17 protein-coding genes and 1 pseudogene are annotated in these 20680 nt (G+C 37.4%); 3 read left to right on the top strand and 15 right to left on the bottom strand.

Annotation, left to right across the window (positions count from 1 at the left end):
- Positions 1-7 precede the first annotated feature (7 nt).
- Genes ACWPVE_RS16460 through rnz form a run of 3 tightly spaced genes read right to left on the bottom strand, consistent with a single transcriptional unit; the run spans position 8 to position 4954 of the window.
- Entirely contained in the window at positions 8-3211 is a 3204-nt protein-coding gene (locus ACWPVE_RS16460) for a DEAD/DEAH box helicase (protein ID WP_453995181.1), read from the bottom strand.
- A gap of 32 nt (positions 3212-3243) precedes the next feature.
- A complete protein-coding gene (gene nfsA, locus ACWPVE_RS16455; protein WP_453995179.1) occupies positions 3244-3993 on the bottom strand; it encodes an oxygen-insensitive NADPH nitroreductase in 750 nt (249 codons plus the stop codon).
- Positions 3994-4021: 28 nt separating this feature from the next.
- Complete coding sequence (gene rnz / locus ACWPVE_RS16450; RefSeq protein WP_453995177.1) at positions 4022-4954, bottom strand: ribonuclease Z; 933 nt, start codon at positions 4952-4954, stop codon at positions 4022-4024.
- Between the two features lie 261 nt (positions 4955-5215).
- Here rnz and zwf point away from each other — a divergent pair, with 261 nt between their 5' ends.
- Complete coding sequence (gene zwf, locus ACWPVE_RS16445) at positions 5216-6703, top strand: glucose-6-phosphate dehydrogenase (protein WP_453995175.1); 1488 nt, start codon at positions 5216-5218, stop codon at positions 6701-6703.
- 86 nt (positions 6704-6789) lie between these two features.
- On the opposite strand, the gene ACWPVE_RS16440 is transcribed toward zwf, so the two are convergent.
- The 8 genes from ACWPVE_RS16440 to mce form a co-directional block, all read right to left on the bottom strand.
- Positions 6790-8115, bottom strand: coding sequence for a 6-phospho-alpha-glucosidase (locus tag ACWPVE_RS16440; protein WP_453995173.1), 1326 nt, complete (start codon positions 8113-8115; stop codon positions 6790-6792).
- A gap of 63 nt (positions 8116-8178) precedes the next feature.
- Complete coding sequence (locus ACWPVE_RS16435) at positions 8179-9780, bottom strand: PTS transporter subunit EIIC (protein WP_453995171.1); 1602 nt, start codon at positions 9778-9780, stop codon at positions 8179-8181.
- Between the two features lie 116 nt (positions 9781-9896).
- On the bottom strand, positions 9897-10670 hold the full coding sequence (locus tag ACWPVE_RS16430) for a MurR/RpiR family transcriptional regulator (RefSeq protein ID WP_453995169.1): 774 nt from the start codon (positions 10668-10670) through the stop codon (positions 9897-9899).
- An 11-nt stretch (positions 10671-10681) separates the two neighbouring features.
- The gene (locus ACWPVE_RS16425) at positions 10682-11935 is read right to left on the bottom strand and encodes a DNA polymerase IV (RefSeq protein ID WP_453995167.1); all 1254 of its coding nucleotides are present in this window, start codon (positions 11933-11935) and stop codon (positions 10682-10684) included.
- 57 nt (positions 11936-11992) lie between these two features.
- Positions 11993-12454: a chemotaxis protein CheW gene (locus ACWPVE_RS16420; RefSeq protein ID WP_453995165.1), complete on the bottom strand. Its 462-nt coding sequence runs from the start codon at positions 12452-12454 to the stop codon at positions 11993-11995.
- Positions 12455-12569: 115 nt separating this feature from the next.
- Complete coding sequence (locus tag ACWPVE_RS16415; RefSeq protein WP_453995163.1) at positions 12570-13688, bottom strand: tripeptidase T; 1119 nt, start codon at positions 13686-13688, stop codon at positions 12570-12572.
- A 73-nt stretch (positions 13689-13761) separates the two neighbouring features.
- Entirely contained in the window at positions 13762-15312 is a 1551-nt protein-coding gene (locus ACWPVE_RS16410; RefSeq protein ID WP_453995161.1) for an acyl-CoA carboxylase subunit beta, read from the bottom strand.
- Positions 15312-15731 carry a methylmalonyl-CoA epimerase gene (gene mce, locus ACWPVE_RS16405; RefSeq protein ID WP_453995159.1) on the bottom strand — a complete coding sequence of 140 codons (420 nt, stop codon included), beginning with the start codon at positions 15729-15731 and terminating at the stop codon, positions 15312-15314. Before mce ends, ACWPVE_RS16410 begins: the two co-directional genes overlap by 1 nt.
- A 182-nt stretch (positions 15732-15913) precedes the next feature.
- Here mce and prli42 point away from each other — a divergent pair, with 182 nt between their 5' ends.
- Positions 15914-16006, top strand: coding sequence for a stressosome-associated protein Prli42 (gene prli42, locus ACWPVE_RS16400; protein ID WP_453995157.1), 93 nt, complete (start codon positions 15914-15916; stop codon positions 16004-16006).
- Positions 16007-16364: 358 nt separating this feature from the next.
- Positions 16365-17249: pseudogene (locus ACWPVE_RS16395) on the top strand (transposase); the annotation flags it as partial.
- A 36-nt stretch (positions 17250-17285) separates the two neighbouring features.
- Here ACWPVE_RS16395 and ACWPVE_RS16390 read toward each other — a convergent pair.
- From ACWPVE_RS16390 to ACWPVE_RS16375, 4 genes are all read right to left on the bottom strand, one after another.
- A complete protein-coding gene (locus ACWPVE_RS16390) occupies positions 17286-18239 on the bottom strand; it encodes an aromatic acid exporter family protein (protein WP_453995155.1) in 954 nt (317 codons plus the stop codon).
- A 121-nt stretch (positions 18240-18360) separates the two neighbouring features.
- Positions 18361-19095, bottom strand: a complete 735-nt coding sequence (locus ACWPVE_RS16385) for an amino acid ABC transporter ATP-binding protein (RefSeq protein WP_453995153.1) — start codon at positions 19093-19095, stop codon at positions 18361-18363.
- Complete coding sequence (locus ACWPVE_RS16380) at positions 19088-19747, bottom strand: amino acid ABC transporter permease (protein WP_453997598.1); 660 nt, start codon at positions 19745-19747, stop codon at positions 19088-19090. The genes ACWPVE_RS16385 and ACWPVE_RS16380 overlap by 8 nt, the downstream gene beginning before the upstream one ends.
- Before the next feature lie 45 nt (positions 19748-19792).
- Positions 19793-20575 (bottom strand): transporter substrate-binding domain-containing protein, encoded by a 783-nt coding sequence (locus tag ACWPVE_RS16375; protein ID WP_453995151.1) that lies wholly within the window; start codon positions 20573-20575, stop codon positions 19793-19795.
- Positions 20576-20680: the final 105 nt, after the last annotated feature.

Genomic DNA, 20680 nt, shown 5'->3' with positions numbered 1-20680 from the left:
CCTTTATTTATATCTTAAGAAGCTCACGAATGTCCTCTTCTGTAAGTGTCGTCTTTTCTTCTGAATCAATTATGTCTGTGATTAGATCACGTTTCTTTTCTTGTAGTTCATTCATTTTTTCTTCAATTGTACCACGGGCAAATAGCTTAATCACTTGAACTACTTTTTTCTGACCTATTCGATGGGCGCGATCAGCTGCCTGTTCCTCAACCGCTGGATTCCACCAAAGGTCATATAAAATAACAGTATCTGCACCTGTTAGATTTAGTCCCGTCCCACCTGCTTTCAAGGATATTAAAAACATTTCACGTTCCCCAGCATTGTATCGTTGACATAAATCCACTCGCTCATCTGTTGGTGTTTGTCCATCAAGATAGAAAAAAGTAACCCCCCGATTCGAAAATTCCCTTCCTATCAGCTCAAGCATTTTTGTAAATTGAGAGAAAATCAAAACTCTTCTTCCAGACAACCTAGATTCCTCAATGATGGTTAGGAACTGTTCAAATTTTGCAGAACTTCCCTTATATCCATCAACAAACAATGCCGGATGGCAACATATTTGTCGTAAACGTGTTAATCCAGCAAGAATTCGAATCCGATTCTTTCGAATGGTGTCCTTATCAAGATGTTTTAATGTATCATGGCGGAGCTTGGCCAAATAGGCTGCGTACAGCTTTTTTTGTTCAGGGAGAAGCTCCGATGATTCAAGAATCTCGATTTTCTCAGGAAGTTCCGCAAGAACATCTTCTTTTACACGACGAAGTAAAAATGGACGAACTCGTCTAGCAATGTCCTTTCTCGAAAGATGACTGTATTCTTTCAATCCTTTAAAAAGCTGTGGAAAAACAACATGGTATATAGACCAAAGCTCTTCAATTGAATTTTCAACAGGTGTTCCAGTTAAACCAAATCGATGGGCGGCTTTAATTTTTTTCACAGCCCTTGCCGTTTGTGTAACTGGGTTTTTAAAGGCTTGGGCTTCATCAAAGAATACAGTATGGAATGTTTGGGCCTCATACCATTTGATATCTCGTCTTATTAAAGGGTACGAAGTAATCAGTACATCTATTTCTTCACTTTCTTTTTGGAGTTCTTTTCTGTCTGCCTGATCTCCATCAATCACAATCGCCCCAACCTCTGGTGCAAACTTTAATAACTCATGTAACCAATTATAGGTTAACGATGATGGACAGACGATAAGGACTTGTTGCTTACTTTGGCGAATATTTGGTAACTCAGACACGATATAGGCAATGCTCTGGACTGTTTTCCCTAGTCCCATATCGTCAGCTAGAACCCCACCAAATCCGTATTTAGCAAGTATCTTCATCCATTTGTATCCTTGCTTTTGATAATCCCGTAAAATCGTATCTAAATATGCTGGAACTGTAATATTCAATTTACCAGGATGACGAATCGTCTCAAGAAACTCTTTGAAGGATTCCTCTGCCTTAAAAATTTGACTATCGTCGATCGAATCTAAAAAGGGTAACGCCTCAATCATCGGCATATTTAAGGTTGCTTCAAAATTATCGTCCTGAACAGGCACTGCCTTTAGGAAACGTTCAATTTCCTCCATCTCTCTTGTTTCAAGGGAAAGCAGTGATCCGCTCTTTAACCGATAATATTTTCGTTTTTCCTCGAGTGCAGATAAGATTTCACGAATTTCCTGTTCGGCAATTCCCCTCATTTCAAACTTAAACTCAAGCCAATTGGTACGTTCTTTCTTTATTTTGACCCTTATTTTCGGATGCTCGCTTTTTGGAACAATTCGGTTGCGAATCGCTGTTGTCGCATAAATCTGACAAAGTGGTTGCAGCTTTGGAACAATATGATACAAAAATTCATACTCGAGTTCCTCATTGTGCATATAATACCCACCCTCTGTTTTTGAAAGTCCACTCTCATCTAAGATTTGAAGGATTTCCTCCTCTTTCTCAACATCTCGAATCACCATAGGTCCAGTTGGAAGATCCCGATTCTCTAGTGGCTGAATAATACTATTTTCATAATGAAATTCAAGACCAACGAGAAGTTTGTTCCTAAGTCGATCTAGGTATAGTTTGGCAACGAGAGGTTTTTTCATGAATTCCTTAGAAATGGACTGAGACATATGAACGATACCAATTTTTTTCAAGCCTGGTACGATTTTTTTCAGAAAAAAATGAGTTTGTTCTTTTTCAATTGGAATATGGTTTGCACCTGGGCTTGCAAGCATTTGCTTAAGTTCCAATAATCGTTCACAATCCTCTTTCTCCATCTGATAAAAGCAACCCTCACTTAATACAGAGTTATAGGATTGTAAAACAGTGATTCTGTTAAAACCCTGAATGGTTAGCTGGTAGCCCTTGTCTTCTGCTTCTTCAAATAAAAATGAGAGGGGTGGTGGCTCATTTACAACCTGTAGTCCCTCATAAGAATACCCATTATTCACCAAGGTAACGGATGGACATTTCGAAAGCAAGGGGAAAAGCCCTTCCCAAGAAGATGGTGGGATTAATAAGGTTTCCGGACTTGTTCTGTAATTTGAATGTCCCGATATAACATCTAGAAAAACCGTTTCATCACCAGACACTTTAATTAGTTGTTGAAGAAGGAGATCTGCTTCAGGTAAAAAACAATGTAGATGTGGGTCATATGTAAATTGTGAAGAAATATTACTTACGTTCCACTGATTAATATCTTCAAGAAAGTGACGAATATGAGAAACCTGGTTATTATCGATTCTCACTTCTACTCCAATTAATGTTTGCTCAGTAGATATCTTGACGGGTTTACATATGAAGCGAATATTAAGGATCTCTCTATTTTCAAAGTGAAGTTGGTGACGACTTGAACGCACGGGACGATTTGAAAATAATGTCATGAATTCATTCGTCAAGTTTCCACCATTCTTGCTTTCTGTTTCATAAAATTCAGATGGTTCTTGGTTTTGCTTCTTATGTATAGCTATCAGAACCGCAGCGACATGTTGACATTCCTTATCAAAGTTTGCAAGAGATGGACAACTGCATGTCGTTTCTATTTTTCCTTTTCCACTATTTTTAATCGTAACATGGAAATCCTCGGTAGCTTTTACGATCGCACTGCATTGGTTATGCTCGTATTGTGTGAACGTAACTTTATTTGTTCGATAAAAAGCGTCCCCTCTTTTGAAGGAGACGGACCCACACATTTCTTTTATTCTTTTATGCGTAATTTTCAAATCCATGGGCTCCCTCTCCTTTCCTTTTTCTTCAAGAACTAGTTTTGATTCATACCTTGTTTTTTTACAAACTCTTTCATATACATACGTACAGGCTTTTCTAGCATATTTGCCATTTGACCTGTCCATGTATCTGAACGCTTCCCATTTGTCCGACGTAAATAGTATTCAGAAATGAGTTCGTTGTACTCTGTTAATTGTTGCTTAAATTCCGTTTCATCCTGCTGATAAACGTCTTCGTGATAAATATGTTCAAATGGAAGTCGTGGTTTTTTATCTGGCATTTGAGCTGGATAACCGACAGCGATACCGAATAGTGGAATCACATATTTAGGAATTTGTAGTAGCTTAACAACCTCATTAAGATTATTTCGCAAACCTCCAATATAGCAGGCACCTAAGCCCATAGATTCCGCAGCAACTACGGCGTTTTGAGCTGCCAATGCTGCATCAATTGTAGCCACCATAAATTTCTCTGTACTCTCTAAAGACGTAGTTAGGTCTTTTTCCTCCATCTCACTTATTACTTGATGACGATGAAGGTCCGCACAGAACACAAAGAAATGTCCGTTATCCACTACATATGATTGATTGCCAGCCACTTCAGCTAACTTCTTCTTTTTTTCAAGATCTTTCACGCCGATAATTGAATAAGCCTGAATAAAGCTAGATGTCGATGCAGCTTGGGCACTTTCAACAATTGTACGAATTTGTTCATCTGTTACTAACTTGTCTTCAAATTTTCGAATCGAACGATGATTCATAATCGTTTCTATTACTGAATTCATTGTTTGTAACCTCCAGATTAAATGTAACTTATTTGGTGTTGGTTAATTTCACATCAAACGTTGCAAAATCTTCAGCTATATATGTATTTCGAAATGTTAAGCGAGCTTCTTCAAGGAGCCTTTGGCTTTCCTCTCCTTGATACCTTGAGCTAATATGTGTAAGGATGAGTTGCCTTGCACCAGCCTGTTTTGCAACATCAGCTGCTTGGGTCGTGGTAGAGTGAAAATAGTTATGAGCAAGATTTGCTTCATTCGAACTAAAGGTCGCTTCGTGAATCAGTATATCGGCATCCATTGCAAGTTCAATGCTTTCTTTCACGAAACGAGTATCACCTAAAATTGCTACAATACGCCCTTTTTTTGGTGGGCCGATAAATTCTTGACCATTAATTTGACGACCATCCTCAAGTGTAACAGTTAAACCTTCTTTTATTTTTTGATAAATCGGTCCTGGTCGAACTCCTTCTTTTGTTAACTTGTCTATCAATAAAGTACCTGGTAGGTCTTTTTCAATAACACGGTACCCATAGGATTGGATCCCATGTTGGAGTTCCTTAGCATAAACACAAAATTGTTCATCTTCAAAGATAACACCCTCTTCAATCTCCACGATCTCAAGCGGATATCGAATATGGGTAGAACTTACGCTTAATGTCGTTTCAATATAAGCCTTGATTCCCTTAGGTCCATAAACAGTTAATAAAGATTCACCACCCTGGAATGAGCGACTTCCTAATAAACCTGGCAAACCAAAAATATGGTCACCATGTAAATGTGTAATAAAGATCTTTTCAATTTTCCCAGGTTTTATTGACGTATATAGAATTTGATGCTGTGTTGCCTCACCACAATCAAACAACCAAGTGGCTCGACGTTCATCTAGCAATTGTAAAGCGATTGAAGTGACGTTCCGTTCTTTTGCAGGCACTCCTGCACCTGTTCCTAAAAATACAACTTCCACCCAAAAATCCCCACATTTCATCAATTAATTTTTCCATTTATTCCTTCTATCGTATAAGAATTACTATATCATAATCTGTTATTTGTTCACCAGACCGGTGCCTTGTACTTAATGTCTGTCTCTTTCCCGTATATGTAGTATTTGTTAAGGCATACTTTTAACTGATATCAAAAAAAAAATATTCGAATTAGTTGATTTACTAAACAAAAAAGTATACATTAAATAAATATCACTAATGCCTTAAGGAAGTGGGGGATTATTATGACAAATACGGCACCAAAATCAATCGTGATTATTTTTGGAGCAACAGGTGATTTGGCGAACCGAAAGCTCTATCCTTCGATATATAATCTTTATCTAAAAGGAAAAATTTCAGAAGATTTTGCAGTTATCGGTGTAGCACGACGTCCATTAACAAATGAAGAATTCCAACAAAATGTAAGAAACTCAGTTTCTGGAGGGGTAGAGGGAAATAGTGAGAATATTGAAAAGTTCTCAAAACATTTTTACTATCATCCATTCAATGTGAATGATAGAGCCTCTTATAAAGAATTAAAGGAATTAGCCTCAAAATTAGATACAACCTATAATACAGAAGGTAATCGGATCTTTTATTTAGCTATGGCTCCAGAGTTCTTCGGAACAATTGCTGTTAATCTCAAAGCTGAAGAATTAACGGCAACAGAAGGTTATACAAGACTTGTGATTGAAAAACCATTCGGACATAACCTTCCTTCAGCAAAGCAACTAAATGAACAGCTCCGTCAAGCATTCACTGAGGATGAAATTTATCGTATTGACCATTACTTAGGTAAAGAAATGGTTCAAAACATTGAGGTTATCCGTTTTGCAAATGCTATTTTCGAACCCCTTTGGAACAATCGCTACATATCTAATATCCAAGTAACATCAAGTGAAGTACTTGGAGTTGAAGATCGAGGCGGATATTATGAAAAATCAGGCGCACTTCGTGATATGGTTCAAAACCATATGCTTCAAATGGTTGCCTTGTTAGCGATGGAACCGCCGATTAAATTAAATACAGATGAAATTCGAAGTGAAAAAATTAAAGTATTACGTGCTTTACGTCCACTAGAGGAAGAAGATGTGAAAACATACTTCGTAAGGGGACAATATGATTCGGGTACTATCAACGGAAATTCAGTTCCAGGTTATCGTGAAGAAGATAAAGTAGATCCTGCATCAAATACTGCGACTTTCGTTGCAGGTAAATTACTAATTGATAATTTTAGATGGGCTGGAGTTCCATTCTATATCCGTACGGGTAAGAGAATGAAAGAAAAATCTACAAAGATTGTTGTTCAGTTCAAGGACATTCCAATGGATTTATATTATAAAGAAGATAATAAACAGCAAAAGCCTAATCTGCTTGTGATTAATATCCAGCCAGATGAAGGAATTACACTCTTCTTAAATGCAAAACAACCTGGTCAAAATGCTACAGCAATTCCTGTTAAGCTTGATTATTGCAATAACTGTATTGATGGCATTAACACACCTGAGGCATATGAGAAGCTTATTTTTGACTGTATGATGGGTGACACGACAAACTTCGCCCATTGGGATGAAGTAGCCCTTTCATGGCGTTATATTGATTCTATTTCAAAAGTATGGGAAAACGAAGTTGCTACTGAATTCCCTAACTATGCTGCTGGTTCGAACGGTCCAAAAGCGTCAGACGAATTATTAGCAAAAGATGGGAACCACTGGTGGCCAGTTGAGGACTAAAAACCATTAAAATGTTGAATTTAGATCCACAATAGTAAAAAGGCGAAAAAGCTCAAATAGCTTTTTCGCCTTTTTCTTTAATGTTATTAGCTTAATTTAGGCCAGTACTCTTTGTTTGCTTCAATTAAATCATCAAGGATCTCTTTTGCAACCTTCGCGCTTGGTACTGTTTTTGATAATGTTAGAGCTTGCCATAATTTCTGATAACTGCCCTCAATATAAGCTTCTACAACTAATTTTTCAACAGTCACCTGTTGATACATCAACCCTCTTTGGAACGCAGGAATCTTTCCTTGACTTAACGGCTCAGGACCGTCACTCCCAACAATACATGGAACTTCTACCATTGCATCATCATCAAAGTTGGCGATTGCACCATTATTTTCAACGATTAATAGCATTCTCTCATGAGTATTAAACGCAATCGCACGAGCTAAATCAACGACGAAAGTCGCGTGTGCCCCCATTTCAAATTCACAGCCTTCAGCTGTTCCATTTTCGATAATAGTTCTAGCTGTTGAAAAGACCGTTTTTTCTCTACCTGCAATGACTTCATTTGCCCTTGTGAATTCTGGATTAGAGGTATTCACCACATAATCAGGATATAAATAATATTTTAAATAGGTATTCGGTAAGAAACTTGGGTCAACCTCTAACAAGTCTTTTGCTTTTTTATGTGTTTCTTGCCAACTTGCATCGGTATGCTGAGTATCTACTTCTTTTTGTGTTAGATAGCCATTCTCTGCCACGTAGTCGCGAATTTGAGGAAGGTATTCATTGCCCTCATTATCCTTTACACTTGTCCACCAACCAAAGTGGTTTAACCCAAAATAACGTACCTCTAAATCTTGTGGTTCTTTGCCAATAATATGGGACATTCTGCGCAGCGTGCCTACAGGCATATCACAAATATTTAACACCTTTGAATTTGGACGAAGAACGCGGCATGCTTCTGCTACGATGGCTGCTGGATTGGAATAGTTTAACATCCACGCGTCTGGCGAATATTTTTCCATCATATCAATTAATTCGATCATATCACCAATACTTCTCATCCCATAAGCTATTCCACCAGGTCCACACGTTTCTTGGCCGACTACACCGTGCTTTAATGGAATTTTTTCATCTTTTTCACGCATTTCATATTTACCCGTACGAATATGAGCAAAGCAAAAGTCGATATCAGTAAATGCTTCTTCTGGATCAGTTGTAAAGCAATACTCAATGTCTGGCGCTTTTTCTTTTAATACAATCTCAATGGCTTCCCCTAAAACAGCTTGTCTTTCCCCATCATTATCGTATAATTTTAATTTTCTTAGTGGGAAACGATCTAAATTATCTAATAACATCATCACTATCCCTGGAGTATAAGTGCTTCCTCCACCTGCAATTACAATTGAAAACTTTTTCATGTTCTCCATTCCCTTCTATCATTCTGTGTTTTTTAATTTCTGTAGAAAGAGTTGGTTCGTTTTTTACTCATTTGAACGTAATCCTAAGAAGCTATCAACTTCTTTTCGGATGTTTGTCACTTGTAAGCCGTACACAACTTGTACATTATTTCCTTTTATAACAACACCACTAGCACCCGTCTCTTGTTTCAATGTATCTTCATTAACCATTTCAGGATTATCCAATGTTAAACGAAGTCTCGTATAACAATTTGTAACGGTACTTATATTGTCTGCGCCACCTAAGGCATTAACAATTACACCCGCAATTCCATCATTGCTAACAGATTCGGTATCGCTTCCTTTGTCTTGGCCTTTCTTTTCTTTATATTCTTTTTTAGAGTATAATTTTGTCTCTTGTCCTTCTTCTTCACGTCCAACCGTCTTAAAGTTAAATTTCACAATTAAGAACCGGAAGACGACATAGTAAATAACAAAGTATAGGAGGCCGACCAAAATATACATTGGCCAGTGAGTTTTCTCGATCCCAAGTGGTAAATTGAATAATAGGAAGTCAATCATCCCATTTGGTCCAATGGCTCTAACATCCAATAAATGTAACGTAACCATACTTAATCCACTTAACATTGCATGTACTACGAATAATAGTGGGGCTACGAACATGAATGAAAACTCAATTGGTTCCGTGACGCCCGCGATCATGGATGTAACAGCAGCAGGAATCAAAATAGCTTTCACTTTTCCTTTGTTTTCAGGCTTTGCTGTATGATACATCGCTAAACAAGCTCCAATTAAACCAAACATTTTTGAAATACCGCGTGCATCCCAAATGACACTTTCAGACAGTACTCTAACGGTTGGATCCGCGATTTCAGCATAATAAATATTTCGAGCACCTTCGAATACTTGTCCACCAACTTCTGCAACACCACCTAATGATGTATATAAAAATGGTGTATAGATTAAATGGTGCAATCCAGTTGGAATAAGTAAACGTTCTAATGCTCCGTACAAGAAAATTCCAAAGCTTCCACTATGATTGATTAACGTTCCGAGATTATTAATCCCAGCTTGGAAAAACGGCCAAATAAACGTAAGAGCAATCGCTAAAAGGACAACAACTGGTATTAGTACGATAAAAACAAATCGTGACCCACCATAAATTTGAAATGCCCCTTTAAAATCGGTATCAATAAATTTGTTATGCACCAAAGCGGTGATAATACCCAGTATCAATCCAAGAAATACTCCCATGTCCAAGATCTGCACACCCAACACTAAGGTTTGTCCAGATCCTTGTAACGATTCTCCTTCGAAAAGAACACCATTAAGCTGCATAAATTTATTCATTGCGTTTACAAACACTAAATAGCCTAATAAAGCAGTAAAACCAGCAACGGCTTTTTCTTTATTTGCTAAACCAACCGCGATTCCCACGGAAAATATCAGTCCCAAGTTACCGAGAATGGAAACCAAAGAGCCAGTTAATATGGTCCCAAATCCAGTTGTAATTGGATTATCTAAAAATGGAATAACTTCTAAAAGTCTTGCATTTGTAAATAAGTTTCCTAAGGCAATTAAGATACCTGCAATCGGCAAAATAAGTACCGGAATAAACATTGCTTTTGAAAAGCGTTGCATGCCTTCCATGACTTGCGTTTTCATTTTGCCTTCCCCTCCTAAGATGTTTTTCTTTGATATGTCTTAGCATACAATGTAACCGTTTTAGAGTCGATAGATTCACCAACATAAAAAACGTGTTTCACTCATAGAAACACGTTTCACTCAACTTGATCCTTTTTATTTGTCGTTGTATCTAAATACTGCTTCACGATAAATTCAAAAAACAGGGTTAACCTAGGGAAAAAACTGTTTGGAAGCATGTTTCGATCATCCAGTTTATTATGATCAATCAATTTAAAATTCAAATCTGATAACTCAGCCACGCGATTTGTTGTTTCTTTTGTAAAAGACACTGTAAAAATATGATGTTCTTTCGCAGCGAGTAATTTGTCCACTACCATTTGTGTCTCTCCTGATTTTGAAATAACAACTAATGCACCTATATCTTCCAGATTGTTTTCAAAAACACCAACTGAATCTGTTCCACTTGCCAATATCGTTTTTCTACCCAATACCAATAATTTTTTATATAAGTATTCTGCCGCGATAGCTGAAAAACCAGTGGCATATAGAAATATATAACGTTGTTGTAATAGTAACACTTTCTGAATAAAGTTCTCGATTTCTACCATAGAATTATGGGTCCAGTAATCACTTTGATTAATCGAAAGAAAGTCTTCCGTCTGACCTGGTTCTAGCTTTCCCACTTTTTGGACAAGAGGAAGAAGCTGATAATACATATCGACAAAACCTGTATACCCTAATTTCTTTGATAAACGAATAACGGTAGCTGGAGATGTATAATTTTCTTTCGCTATTTTCCGAACGCCCATTTGTAGAACTGTATCAATGTTTTCTATAATATACCGAACAAGTTGGATATCAATTTCGGATAAATTTTTGCCTTGAATAATCTTGCTGATATCGATCATCGTTACCTCACCTAATCACTTAAGAAATCTTTCTCAAAACTTGTACCATGTTCATTACTCCGCGGTTTTTTATCTTTTGAAAGCTTGATACCATTTGACACAATCTCGTTTCCATATTTGTCTTTTAATTTATCAATCACTTTTAATAAGGGTTCTTTCTTTGCTTCTTTTTCATAGGTGAACAAATCAAGCTGTTTAAATGCTTCCTGTTTTTCGACTAATTCTTGGGCTGTTACACCCAATAATCGGATGGGGTCACCGTTCCAATGTTTTTTCCATAAATGCTTCGCCGCGTCAAAGATCTCTTGATCTTGATCAATTGGATTCTCAAGCTTCCGACTTCTTGTGACGGTTTTTCGATCAGCATAACGAATCATCAGTTGGACATTATTTGACATCATATCCTTTCTTCTAATTCGTGTTCCTACGGAGTTTGATAACCTTTTTATGACACTGAGAAGCTCCTCTTCGTCGGTAGTGTCATAGGGCAATGTTGTAGAGTTTCCGATACTTTTAAACTCAGATATCGCGTCAGGATCTACAGGTCGATTATCAATCCCGTTAGCCCTTTGTTTGATTCTCTCCCCATTAATCCCTAGTAACTGTTTTAATTGAATGTCATTCCCTTTAGCAAGATCTCCAATTGTATGAATGTCAATAGTCGCTAATTTTTCAGCCGTTTTTGAGCCTACCCCATGCATTTCGCCAACAGGCATCGGCCAAAGAACTGTGGGTACGTCCCGTTTTCGTAAAACGGTAATGCCTAATGGTTTTTTCATATCTGAAGCCATTTTCGCTAAAAACTTATTAGGTGCGATTCCAATACTACAAGGGAGAAGTAATGTCTTCTTTAATGTCTCTTGTATAGACTTCGCTATTTCAATTGGAGAGCCTTTTTCATAACAATCTGTTATATCAAGATAGCCCTCATCAATTGAGACAGGTTCAACTAGCTCCGTATAGGAACGAAGTATATCAAACATCGCTAGTGATGCTGTACGATAGCGTTCAAAATTAGGTTTCCGGACGATGAGATTTGGACATTTACGCTTTGCCTCCCATAAGGGCATGGTTGTTTTCACTCCAAAGGCCCGTGCCTCATAGCTACATGTTACGATGATGCCTCTTCGCTCTTCTACATTACCCGCAATGGCTAATGGCTTCCCTTGCAAAGAAGGGTCATATGCCATTTCTACTGATGCATAGAAGCTATTCATATCCACATGTAAGATAACCTTTCCGTTCTTCGGATACATTTCCTTCATGTTTTGCACTTCCTACTAACTATTACCTATAGTTTAACATAGAAAAAGCCACCTATTCTATTGGCGGCTGTGAATGTGTTCCTCAATCATATCAAATCCGTCTAGAGCTTCAATCAGCTTAGATGGATCTAGTACTGTAATCATTCTTTCCTCAAATGTCGCTACACCCGTTATGTAGGACGATATCTGATAGGTTAGGCTTAATTGTTTCAGTTGATTTGGTGGTATATCTTTTATTTCGACTGCATCATCGACAAGTAATCCAACTGACAACCTATCTGTTTTCGCTACAATAATTTTAGTTTGATCATTTTGAAGGGTCGGTTTATTAAATAATATAAATCCAGCATCTACGATAGGAATCAGTTCTTCACGTATGGTTAATACACCTAGCATATAGGTTGGCATATGAGGAATCGCGTTTACCTGCTGTGCTCGCTCAATTGAAATCACATTTAAAACAGGGATACCAAATTCTTCATCACCTGTTGTAAAAACAACAACCTTTTGGTCTTCCATCTATCATTCACCTCTATTAAGTAACATCAAGCATAGTTCTATCATACTGTAATAGATTGTGAAAAGGAATAAAAAAAATGAAACTCCCTTTCAGATAGGGAATTTCACTTTTGTATTACTGTGCAACTTCTTCAGCGATCGCAACGATAAGTTCGGCTGTTTTGACAAGTTCTTCGATAGGCATTTTTTCATTGGTTGTGTGGATCTCTTCGTACCCAACAGCAAGGTTTACTGTAGGAATACCGTGTCCTGCAATCACATTTGCGTCACTGCCACCACCACTTTGTTGTAGTTCACTTTGTCTACCAATCTTGGCAACGGCACGTTTTGCAACCTCAACAACATGGTCGCCATCTGCAAACTTGAAGCCAGGATACATTACTGTCACTTCAACCTCTGCTCTGCCCCCCATGTCAGCAGCTACCGTTTCAAAGGCATCTTTCATTTTTTGAACTTGCTTTTCCATCTTCTCTGTAACTAAAGAACGTGCTTCGGCTAAAATCTCCACATGGTCACTTACAATATTCGTTTGCGTTCCACCTTCAAAACGCCCGATGTTTGCAGTCGTTTCTTCATCGATACGACCTAATGGCATTTTGGCAATTGCCTTTGCAGCCACCGTAATAGCAGAGACCCCTTTCTCCGGAGCAACACCAGCATGCGCTGTTTTACCGATGATTGTTGCTTTTATCTTTGCTTGTGTAGGCGCGGCAACAATAATGTTTCCAACTTTGCCATCACTATCAAGTGCATAGCCGTATTTTGCTGTAATCAAAGAACGGTCCAAGGCTTTTGCACCAACAAGACCTGATTCTTCTCCTACTGTAATAATAAATTCAATTTTTCCGTGCGGAATGTTATTTTCCTTTAATACACGGATGGCTTCAAACATTGCAGCTAACCCTGCTTTATCATCCGCTCCTAGAATAGTAGTTCCATCTGTCACAATATATCCATCTTTGATAGATGGCTTTATTCCTTTACCTGGAACTACCGTATCCATATGGGAAGTAAAATAAATCGTATCAACATTGTCTTTTGTACCTTCCAACGTACAGATTAAATTTCCCGCACCGTGTCCAGTTTGACTAGTTGTATCATCTTCTACTACATGAACACCTAATGCAGTAAACTTCTCCTTTAAGACCTTTGCAATTTCCGTTTCAAACTTCGTTTCGGAATCTACTTGAACAAGCTCTAAAAATTCATTCACAAGTCTATCTTGATTAATCATACTATGTACCTCCAAGATGTATAGGCTAATAAAATTAGCCTATCACAATATCATTAAAAATCAAATCGTAAGCCTATAATGGGATATTCCCATGTTTTTTTATAGGCCTTGTTTCCTTTTTATTTCGAAGCATTTCCAAAGCTTGAATGATTTTAATTCTCGTATCGCGAGGATCAATCACATCATCTACCATTCCTTGACTTGCTGCTACATAAGGGTTTGCGAACTTTTCACGGTATTCTTCGATTTTTTCAGCACGTAATTTTTCTGGATTGTCACTTTCATTAATTTCTCTTGCGAAAATAATATTTGCAGCCCCCTGTGGACCCATTACCGCAATTTCTGCATTTGGCCATGCAAATACTAAATCCGCACCAATTGATTTACTATTCAGTGCAACATAGGCTCCTCCATATGCTTTTCGAAGAATAATGGTTAGCTTAGGTACCGTCGCTTCTGAATAAGCATATAAAATCTTTGCGCCATGGCGAATGATTCCACCATGCTCTTGTTTAACCCCCGGGAAGAAACCTGTTACATCTTCAAAAGTTATCAATGGGATATTGAATGAATCACAAAATCGAATGAATCTAGCAGCCTTATCTGAAGAATCAATATCAAGTCCACCTGCCATATATTTTGGTTGATTGCACACTAAGCCGACAACTTCACCTTTTACTCTAGCAAACCCGACAACAATATTTTTAGCAAACTGTTTATGGACTTCCATAAAAGAATCTTTGTCCACAACTTGTTCGATTACTCTACGTACATCATACGGCCTTACTGAATCAAAGGGGATAATCTCAGTTAAATCTGGTCGATAATCTTCGCTCGGCTCTACTGGCAGGATTGGTGCTTTTTCTTCATTATTTTGTGGTAGATAGTTTAGTAAAGCCCTCACCTGTTGCAATACCTCTTCCTCTGTTTTCCCTGAAAAATGTGCATTCCCACTAATTGAATTATGTACGTTCGCTCCTCCTAAATCCTCTGCACTTATTTTTTCTCCTGTAACTGTTTCAATTACTTTCGGACCCGTAATAAACATTTGCGAGGTTTTCTCTACCATAAATACAAAATCGGTAATCGCTGGAGAATAAACTGCTCCACCTGCACACGGACCCATGATGACAGAAATTTGCGGAATAACCCCTGAGTAAATCGCATTTCGATAAAAAATATGGCCATATCCATCAAGAGAAACCACTCCCTCTTGAATTCTCGCACCACCCGAATCATTTAAACCAATAAATGGCGCTCCATTTTTAACAGCCAAGTCCATGACATTTGCAATTTTTTTCGCATGCATCTCTCCTAATGCTCCACCAAAAACAGTGAAATCCTGAGAAAATAAATAAACAGGTCTCCCATTGATTTTACCGTAGCCAGTGACGACCCCGTCTCCAGGCCCCTTTTTATCAGCTAACCCGAAATCAACACTCCGATGCTCAATAAATGGATTTAATTCTACAAATGTACCTTCATCAAGTAATAAATCTATACGCTCTCTTGCCGTTAGCTTTCCTTTTTCATGCTGCTTATCAATTTTGTCGTCACCGCCACCTAATTCAACTTCACGACGACGATCGTATAGTTCATTGATTTTTTCATAGATATCCACCATTATCTTGTGTCCTCCTTGCTAGGTTTCTCACAAAACTCATATAAAACACTACCCGTCGATTTTGGATGCATAAAGGCAATTTTCGCACCACCTGCTCCAAGCTTAGGCTTATCAGCAAGCATTCGAATGCCTTTTGCTTTCATTTCTTCTATACGCTCTTCAATCGATGAAACTCCTAATGCAATATGGTGAATTCCTTCACCACGTTTTTCTATGAATTTCGCAATTGGACTTTTATCTGAAAGGGGTTCCAAAAGTTCCAACTTAGATTCCCCAATAGGAATAAAGGCAACTCTCACATTCTCTGATTCTACTTCTTCAATTCTTTCTACTGTTAGGTTGAGAATGTTTGTGTAAAATGGTAGAGATTGTTCGATTGATGAAACAGCAATACCAATATGGTCGATTTTTTTAATCATATCTTCACTCCTCAAAAGCGAGCGCTCGCTCAAAATGTTGTAAGCGTTTTATCTTCATATGTACTATTGTAGCATGAACTCAGCAAAAATTGTGTATTTTCAGTAATACGAGTAGGGTTGTCCAAGTTGGAGATTCGAGGTAAAATAATAAGTAAATATTTAATGCAAAAGGTGGTAGTTACGTGTCACGTAAAACTCAAAAGATCGTTGTCTATTTAATGGTTGCTGTAATGTTAATTACGACACTATTAGCAGGCGTAGGTATGTGGTTCTAATTCATTATCAGTATCGTTAACTGATAATAAGGAAGTAATCCTTGAAACGAATACATTTATAACTTAAAAGGGGCTGTCCAAAAAGTCACTGAAAAATGACTTTTGAGGACAGCCCTCATTTTTTGTTTTTTGGGTTTACTAAAAAATCTGGTGTTGATTTCCGCTGCAGGTACTCGCTTTCCGCGGGCGGTCCGGGAGCCTCCTCGTCGCAAGCTCCTGCGGGGTCTCCCCTGGCCACGCTTTTCCCGCAGGAGTCTCGTACCTTTCGCTACAATCAACAAGGTTATAAAATTTAATAGTATTGACTCGTAACTTTTAAAAAAACACAAAAAAAAATCATCCTTTTTAGTAAAATGAAATTTTAGGTGATCGTAATAGTTATTCTAAAACGGACAAAGATGCCACCTTCATGCGTATGAAAGAAGATCTTATGAAAAATGGCCAACTTAAGCCAGGATACAACGTACAAGTAGGAACAGAAAACCAGTTTATTCTATACTATACAATACATCAACGTCCAACAGACACTCGATGCTTCATCCCTCATATGGAGAAACTGGCAGCTTCTTCTTTACCAATACTCAAAACGGTTATTGCCGATGCAGGATATGGTAGTGAGGAGAATTATGTTTACGCTTTCGGAGATGAGAAAGAGCAACGATTCGAGTTTCTTATTCCGTATGGAAGCTATGTACAGAAACAAACCCGTAAATATAAAAAAGACATCAAAAACGCAAAAAATTGGACTTACGTGGAGGATGACGACTATTTTATTAGCCCGAAAGGAATGAAAGTAACGTTTAAAAAATACCTGAATAAAAAGAATAAATCTGGCTACGAGCAAAGTTTCAAAATATATGAATGTGAAGATTGTACCGATTGTCCACTAAAAGCACAATGCACAAAAGCAAAAGGGAATCGCCAGATTCATTGGAATACGATTTTTGAAGAAATGAAAACTAAGGCTAAAACAGCCCTTGAATGTGATGAAAAGTCCGCTGTCTACGCTCAACGTAAAGTTGAAGTAGAAAGTGCGTTCGGTCACATCAAGGGCAATAGGTCGTTTCGCAGATTTTCTCTGCGGGGGCTCGACAAAGTATATGTCGAGTTTGGAATTGTGGCATTAGCCCACAATATATTGAAAGTAGCAGGCATACGCCAGCTACTTTCAGAGAAAAATCGAAAAAAAACAAAAAGGCAAGGGAGAAAAACGGTCGTTTTTCTCCCTTGCCTTATTTTTTAGGACTTATCGGACAGCCTCTTGCTTTTAGAAAAAAAATTATGTTGGTAACCCTTTGAATAAACTTTTTACAATTAAATACTCTTCCATTTCTTTTATAAATTGAAACAATGCAGCTCTTGTTTCAAACTCGTCTCGACTTTGTGGTAACGGCATTTCTCTAAACGTTTTACGCATTTCCTCAAGTTTCTTAAGAAATACAACCGCTGTGTTACCTGGATGAATGGACATGCTTACTTCCATAATAAAATCCGCCACCATTTCCCTCTGTTCAACCGAATGTGTGATAGATGTAATGGTTGGTAGCATCCTTTGCAAGATTTCGAATTGTTTTTCTCTCATATCAAAATAAGTAAAAAACAAGCCCTCATCCCTCATTAAGTGATTTTCAATATCCCTATAAGCAATTCTTTTTGCTTTTTTTAATAATTCCTCAATCCTTGTTATTTCCCGTCCTTCCCAAATACTTTCTCCCGTTCGGAGATAGTGAACCATTTCGTTTAAAATGTTCCCAAACAGGGCCTCAATTTCCTGTTGGTAAGCCCTAAGCTCTTTGTCAACGCTCGGCATATATAAGTTAATTAATAACGCTACACCGATCCCAATTATAATCAACCCAAGTTCATTCAAAATTAAACCCACAGTTACATTTCCTGCAGTAAATATATGCAAAATTATAACACTACTTGTTACAATCCCATCTTTTGCTCTTACAATCACCATCGTTGGAATAAAAAATAAAAGTAATAAACCGATTGTAACGGGATGGTAACCTATTCCTTCAAAAAATAAAATGGAAAAGAAGATCCCGATCACACATGCAACAAACCGTTCCCATGAACTCTCAAGCGATTTTTTTCGTGTTACTTTTATACATAATATCGTTAGAATTCCTGCAGAAGCAAAACTATCTAGACCCACTAGTTTTGCGATAGCTATAGAAATCGTAACTCCTATGGCTGTTTTTAACGTTCGATACCCTATTTTAAACATTCACTTACTCCTATAATCGATTCATTTTATTGTGGCCAATATGAATGATAATACACCTGTTCCTATTTTACTATACCTTTATAAACAAAAAAAAGAATGACCATTACGATCATTCTATCACTTATAAAACTTTTTCTAAGAAGTCCTGCGCACGTTTGCTTTTTGGACTTGTAAAAAACTCTTCTGGAGTCGTTTCTTCAACAATGACCCCATCATCCATAAAGAGAACTTTATCTGCCACTTCACGGGCAAATCCCATTTCATGGGTTACAATGAGCATTGTCATCCCCGTATGGGCCAAGCCTTTCATTACATTTAGAACTTCTTTAACCATCTCTGGGTCAAGTGCTGAAGTAGGCTCATCAAACAGCATAATTTCAGGTTCCATTGCGAGTGCTCTTGCAATTGCAACCCTCTGCTTCTGTCCTCCAGACAGTCGATTTGGATATTCATTAGCCTTTTCTGATAAACCTACCTGTTTTAATAATTCCATACCTTTTGCTTCTGCATCACTCTTTGATACCCCTTTAACTTTCATTGGGGCATATGTGAGATTTTGCAGAACAGTTTTATGTGGAAACAAGTGAAAATGCTGAAACACCATACCTATATGTTGCCGAACATTTGTAATATTTGTCTTTGCATTTGTAATTTCGTCTTCTCTAACCCAAATCGTACCCTGAGTTGGTTCCTCAAGTAAATTTAGACATCGTAGAAACGTAGATTTTCCTGAGCCAGAAGGTCCAATAATCGCAACAACCTCACCTTGTTTAAAGGTTGTCGAAATTCCTTTTAACACATTCACCTTGCCAAAAGATTTATGAAGGCCCTCTACTTTTATATGATTATTACTCACTACGACGTAACCTCCTCTCAAGTCTTCCTCCAAGGAATGTGAGGATTGAAACAATAATCCAATATACCAGACCAGCAATTAATAATGGTTCAAAATAGCGGAATGTATTTGCTCCGACAACCTGTGCTCGTCTCATAATATCCAACAATCCGATGGTACTTACAAGTGCAGATTCTTTCGTTAACGTGATAAATTCATTTACAAGTGCAGGTAAAATATTTTTAACTGCCTGTGGTAGGATAATATCAAACATCATTGGACGATACGAGATACCGAGTGCCTCTGCCGCTTCTTGTTGTCCTTTATCAACCGCTTGAATACCAGCTCTAATGATTTCTGAAATATAGGCACCTGAGTTTAAACCAAATGCCAATACTCCAGCTACAAATTTATCAATGTCATATTGAAAAAGCTGTGGAACTGCAAAGTATATTAACACCAATTGAAGGATAAGTGGTGTTCCTCTGAAGATGGATGTATAAATATCCGCAAACCACTTTAAAAATGAAACTTTACTTATTTTAAATACCGCTAAAATTGTCCCTAAAATTAAACCTAAAATTGCCGATACTAGTGCAAAGGATACCGTAATACCGATCCCTTCTAGTATAAACGGAATTGAAGGCAGGATTCTGGAGAAATCAATATCCAAACCCATGCCTTACACCTCATTTCTACTAAAGTTTTATGTTACTGTTTATTCTTCCACCCATTTTTGTTCTAATGCTTCTAATTCGCCATTTTCTTTCATTTCATTTAATACCTTATTAAATTCTTCTGTAAGCTCACTGCCTTTAGCAAAAGCAATTGCCATACCAGGAGATGCATCAGTTGGATCATCGAAACCTACTAAGCCTACTTCTTCCATGAAACCAACAGCTACTGCTTTATCTAGATATACAGCATCGATTCTACCTGCTTTTAACTCTTGAATTAACTCTGGAGCTTTATTTAATGCAGAGATTTCTAGGTTTTTAAGTGTTTCTTCTTTAATCTTTTTAGCTCCTTCTTCTTGAATGGAACCTAATTGAACTCCAACTGTTTTACCATCTAAGTCTTCTAATGCTTTAATATCAGAATCTGGTAAAGTCACAAACATTTCACCTGATTTGTGGTATTCCATTGAAAAGTCAACACTTTCTTTACGCTCTTCAGTAGCTGACATACCTGAAATGATAAAATCAAGTCGTTCTGATTGTAATGCACTGATTAAACCACCAAAATCCATGTTTTCAATTTTTAATTCATATCCAAGCTCTTCAGCAATCGCATTTGCTAAATCAATATCAAATCCGATATACTCACCAGTTTTTTCATCAATTGTTTCAAATGGTGGGAAATCAGCAGACGTTCCCATCGTTAAAACTTTTTTCGAATCAGTTCCTTTTTCAGAACCTGATGAATTTTCATCGCTTGTCCCACATGCTGCTAAAAATGTAACTAATAAAATACTAGATAATACGAATAATAGCTTTTTCATTCTATTTTCCCCCTATATGATTTTTTATAAATATTCGATAGTTTGTATTTTAACACATCTGTATAAATATACAATATATTTTTTAAAAATAATAATAGATTGTTT

This window comes from Bacillus nitroreducens (assembly GCF_964021195.1).
The sequence above is the reverse complement of the archived record's forward strand: the minus strand, read 5'-3'. Positions and strand labels throughout refer to the sequence as shown.

Excerpts from the sequence above, each read along its gene's own strand:
- ACWPVE_RS16460 (WP_453995181.1), bottom strand. The coding sequence starts at position 3,211 with ATGGATTTGAAAATTACGCATAAAAGAATAAAAGAAATGTGTGGGTCC.
- nfsA (WP_453995179.1), bottom strand. The coding sequence starts at position 3,993 with ATGAATTCAGTAATAGAAACGATTATGAATCATCGTTCGATTCGAAAA.
- zwf (WP_453995175.1), top strand. The coding sequence starts at position 5,216 with ATGACAAATACGGCACCAAAATCAATCGTGATTATTTTTGGAGCAACA.
- ACWPVE_RS16440 (WP_453995173.1), bottom strand. The coding sequence starts at position 8,115 with ATGAAAAAGTTTTCAATTGTAATTGCAGGTGGAGGAAGCACTTATACT.
- ACWPVE_RS16435 (WP_453995171.1), bottom strand. The coding sequence starts at position 9,780 with ATGAAAACGCAAGTCATGGAAGGCATGCAACGCTTTTCAAAAGCAATG.
- ACWPVE_RS16430 (WP_453995169.1), bottom strand. The coding sequence starts at position 10,670 with ATGATCGATATCAGCAAGATTATTCAAGGCAAAAATTTATCCGAAATT.
- ACWPVE_RS16425 (WP_453995167.1), bottom strand. The coding sequence starts at position 11,935 with ATGAAGGAAATGTATCCGAAGAACGGAAAGGTTATCTTACATGTGGAT.
- ACWPVE_RS16420 (WP_453995165.1), bottom strand. The coding sequence starts at position 12,454 with ATGGAAGACCAAAAGGTTGTTGTTTTTACAACAGGTGATGAAGAATTT.
- ACWPVE_RS16415 (WP_453995163.1), bottom strand. The coding sequence starts at position 13,688 with ATGATTAATCAAGATAGACTTGTGAATGAATTTTTAGAGCTTGTTCAA.
- ACWPVE_RS16410 (WP_453995161.1), bottom strand. The coding sequence starts at position 15,312 with ATGGTGGATATCTATGAAAAAATCAATGAACTATACGATCGTCGTCGT.
- mce (WP_453995159.1), bottom strand. The coding sequence starts at position 15,731 with ATGATTAAAAAAATCGACCATATTGGTATTGCTGTTTCATCAATCGAA.
- ACWPVE_RS16390 (WP_453995155.1), bottom strand. The coding sequence starts at position 18,239 with ATGTTTAAAATAGGGTATCGAACGTTAAAAACAGCCATAGGAGTTACG.
- ACWPVE_RS16375 (WP_453995151.1), bottom strand. The coding sequence starts at position 20,575 with ATGAAAAAGCTATTATTCGTATTATCTAGTATTTTATTAGTTACATTT.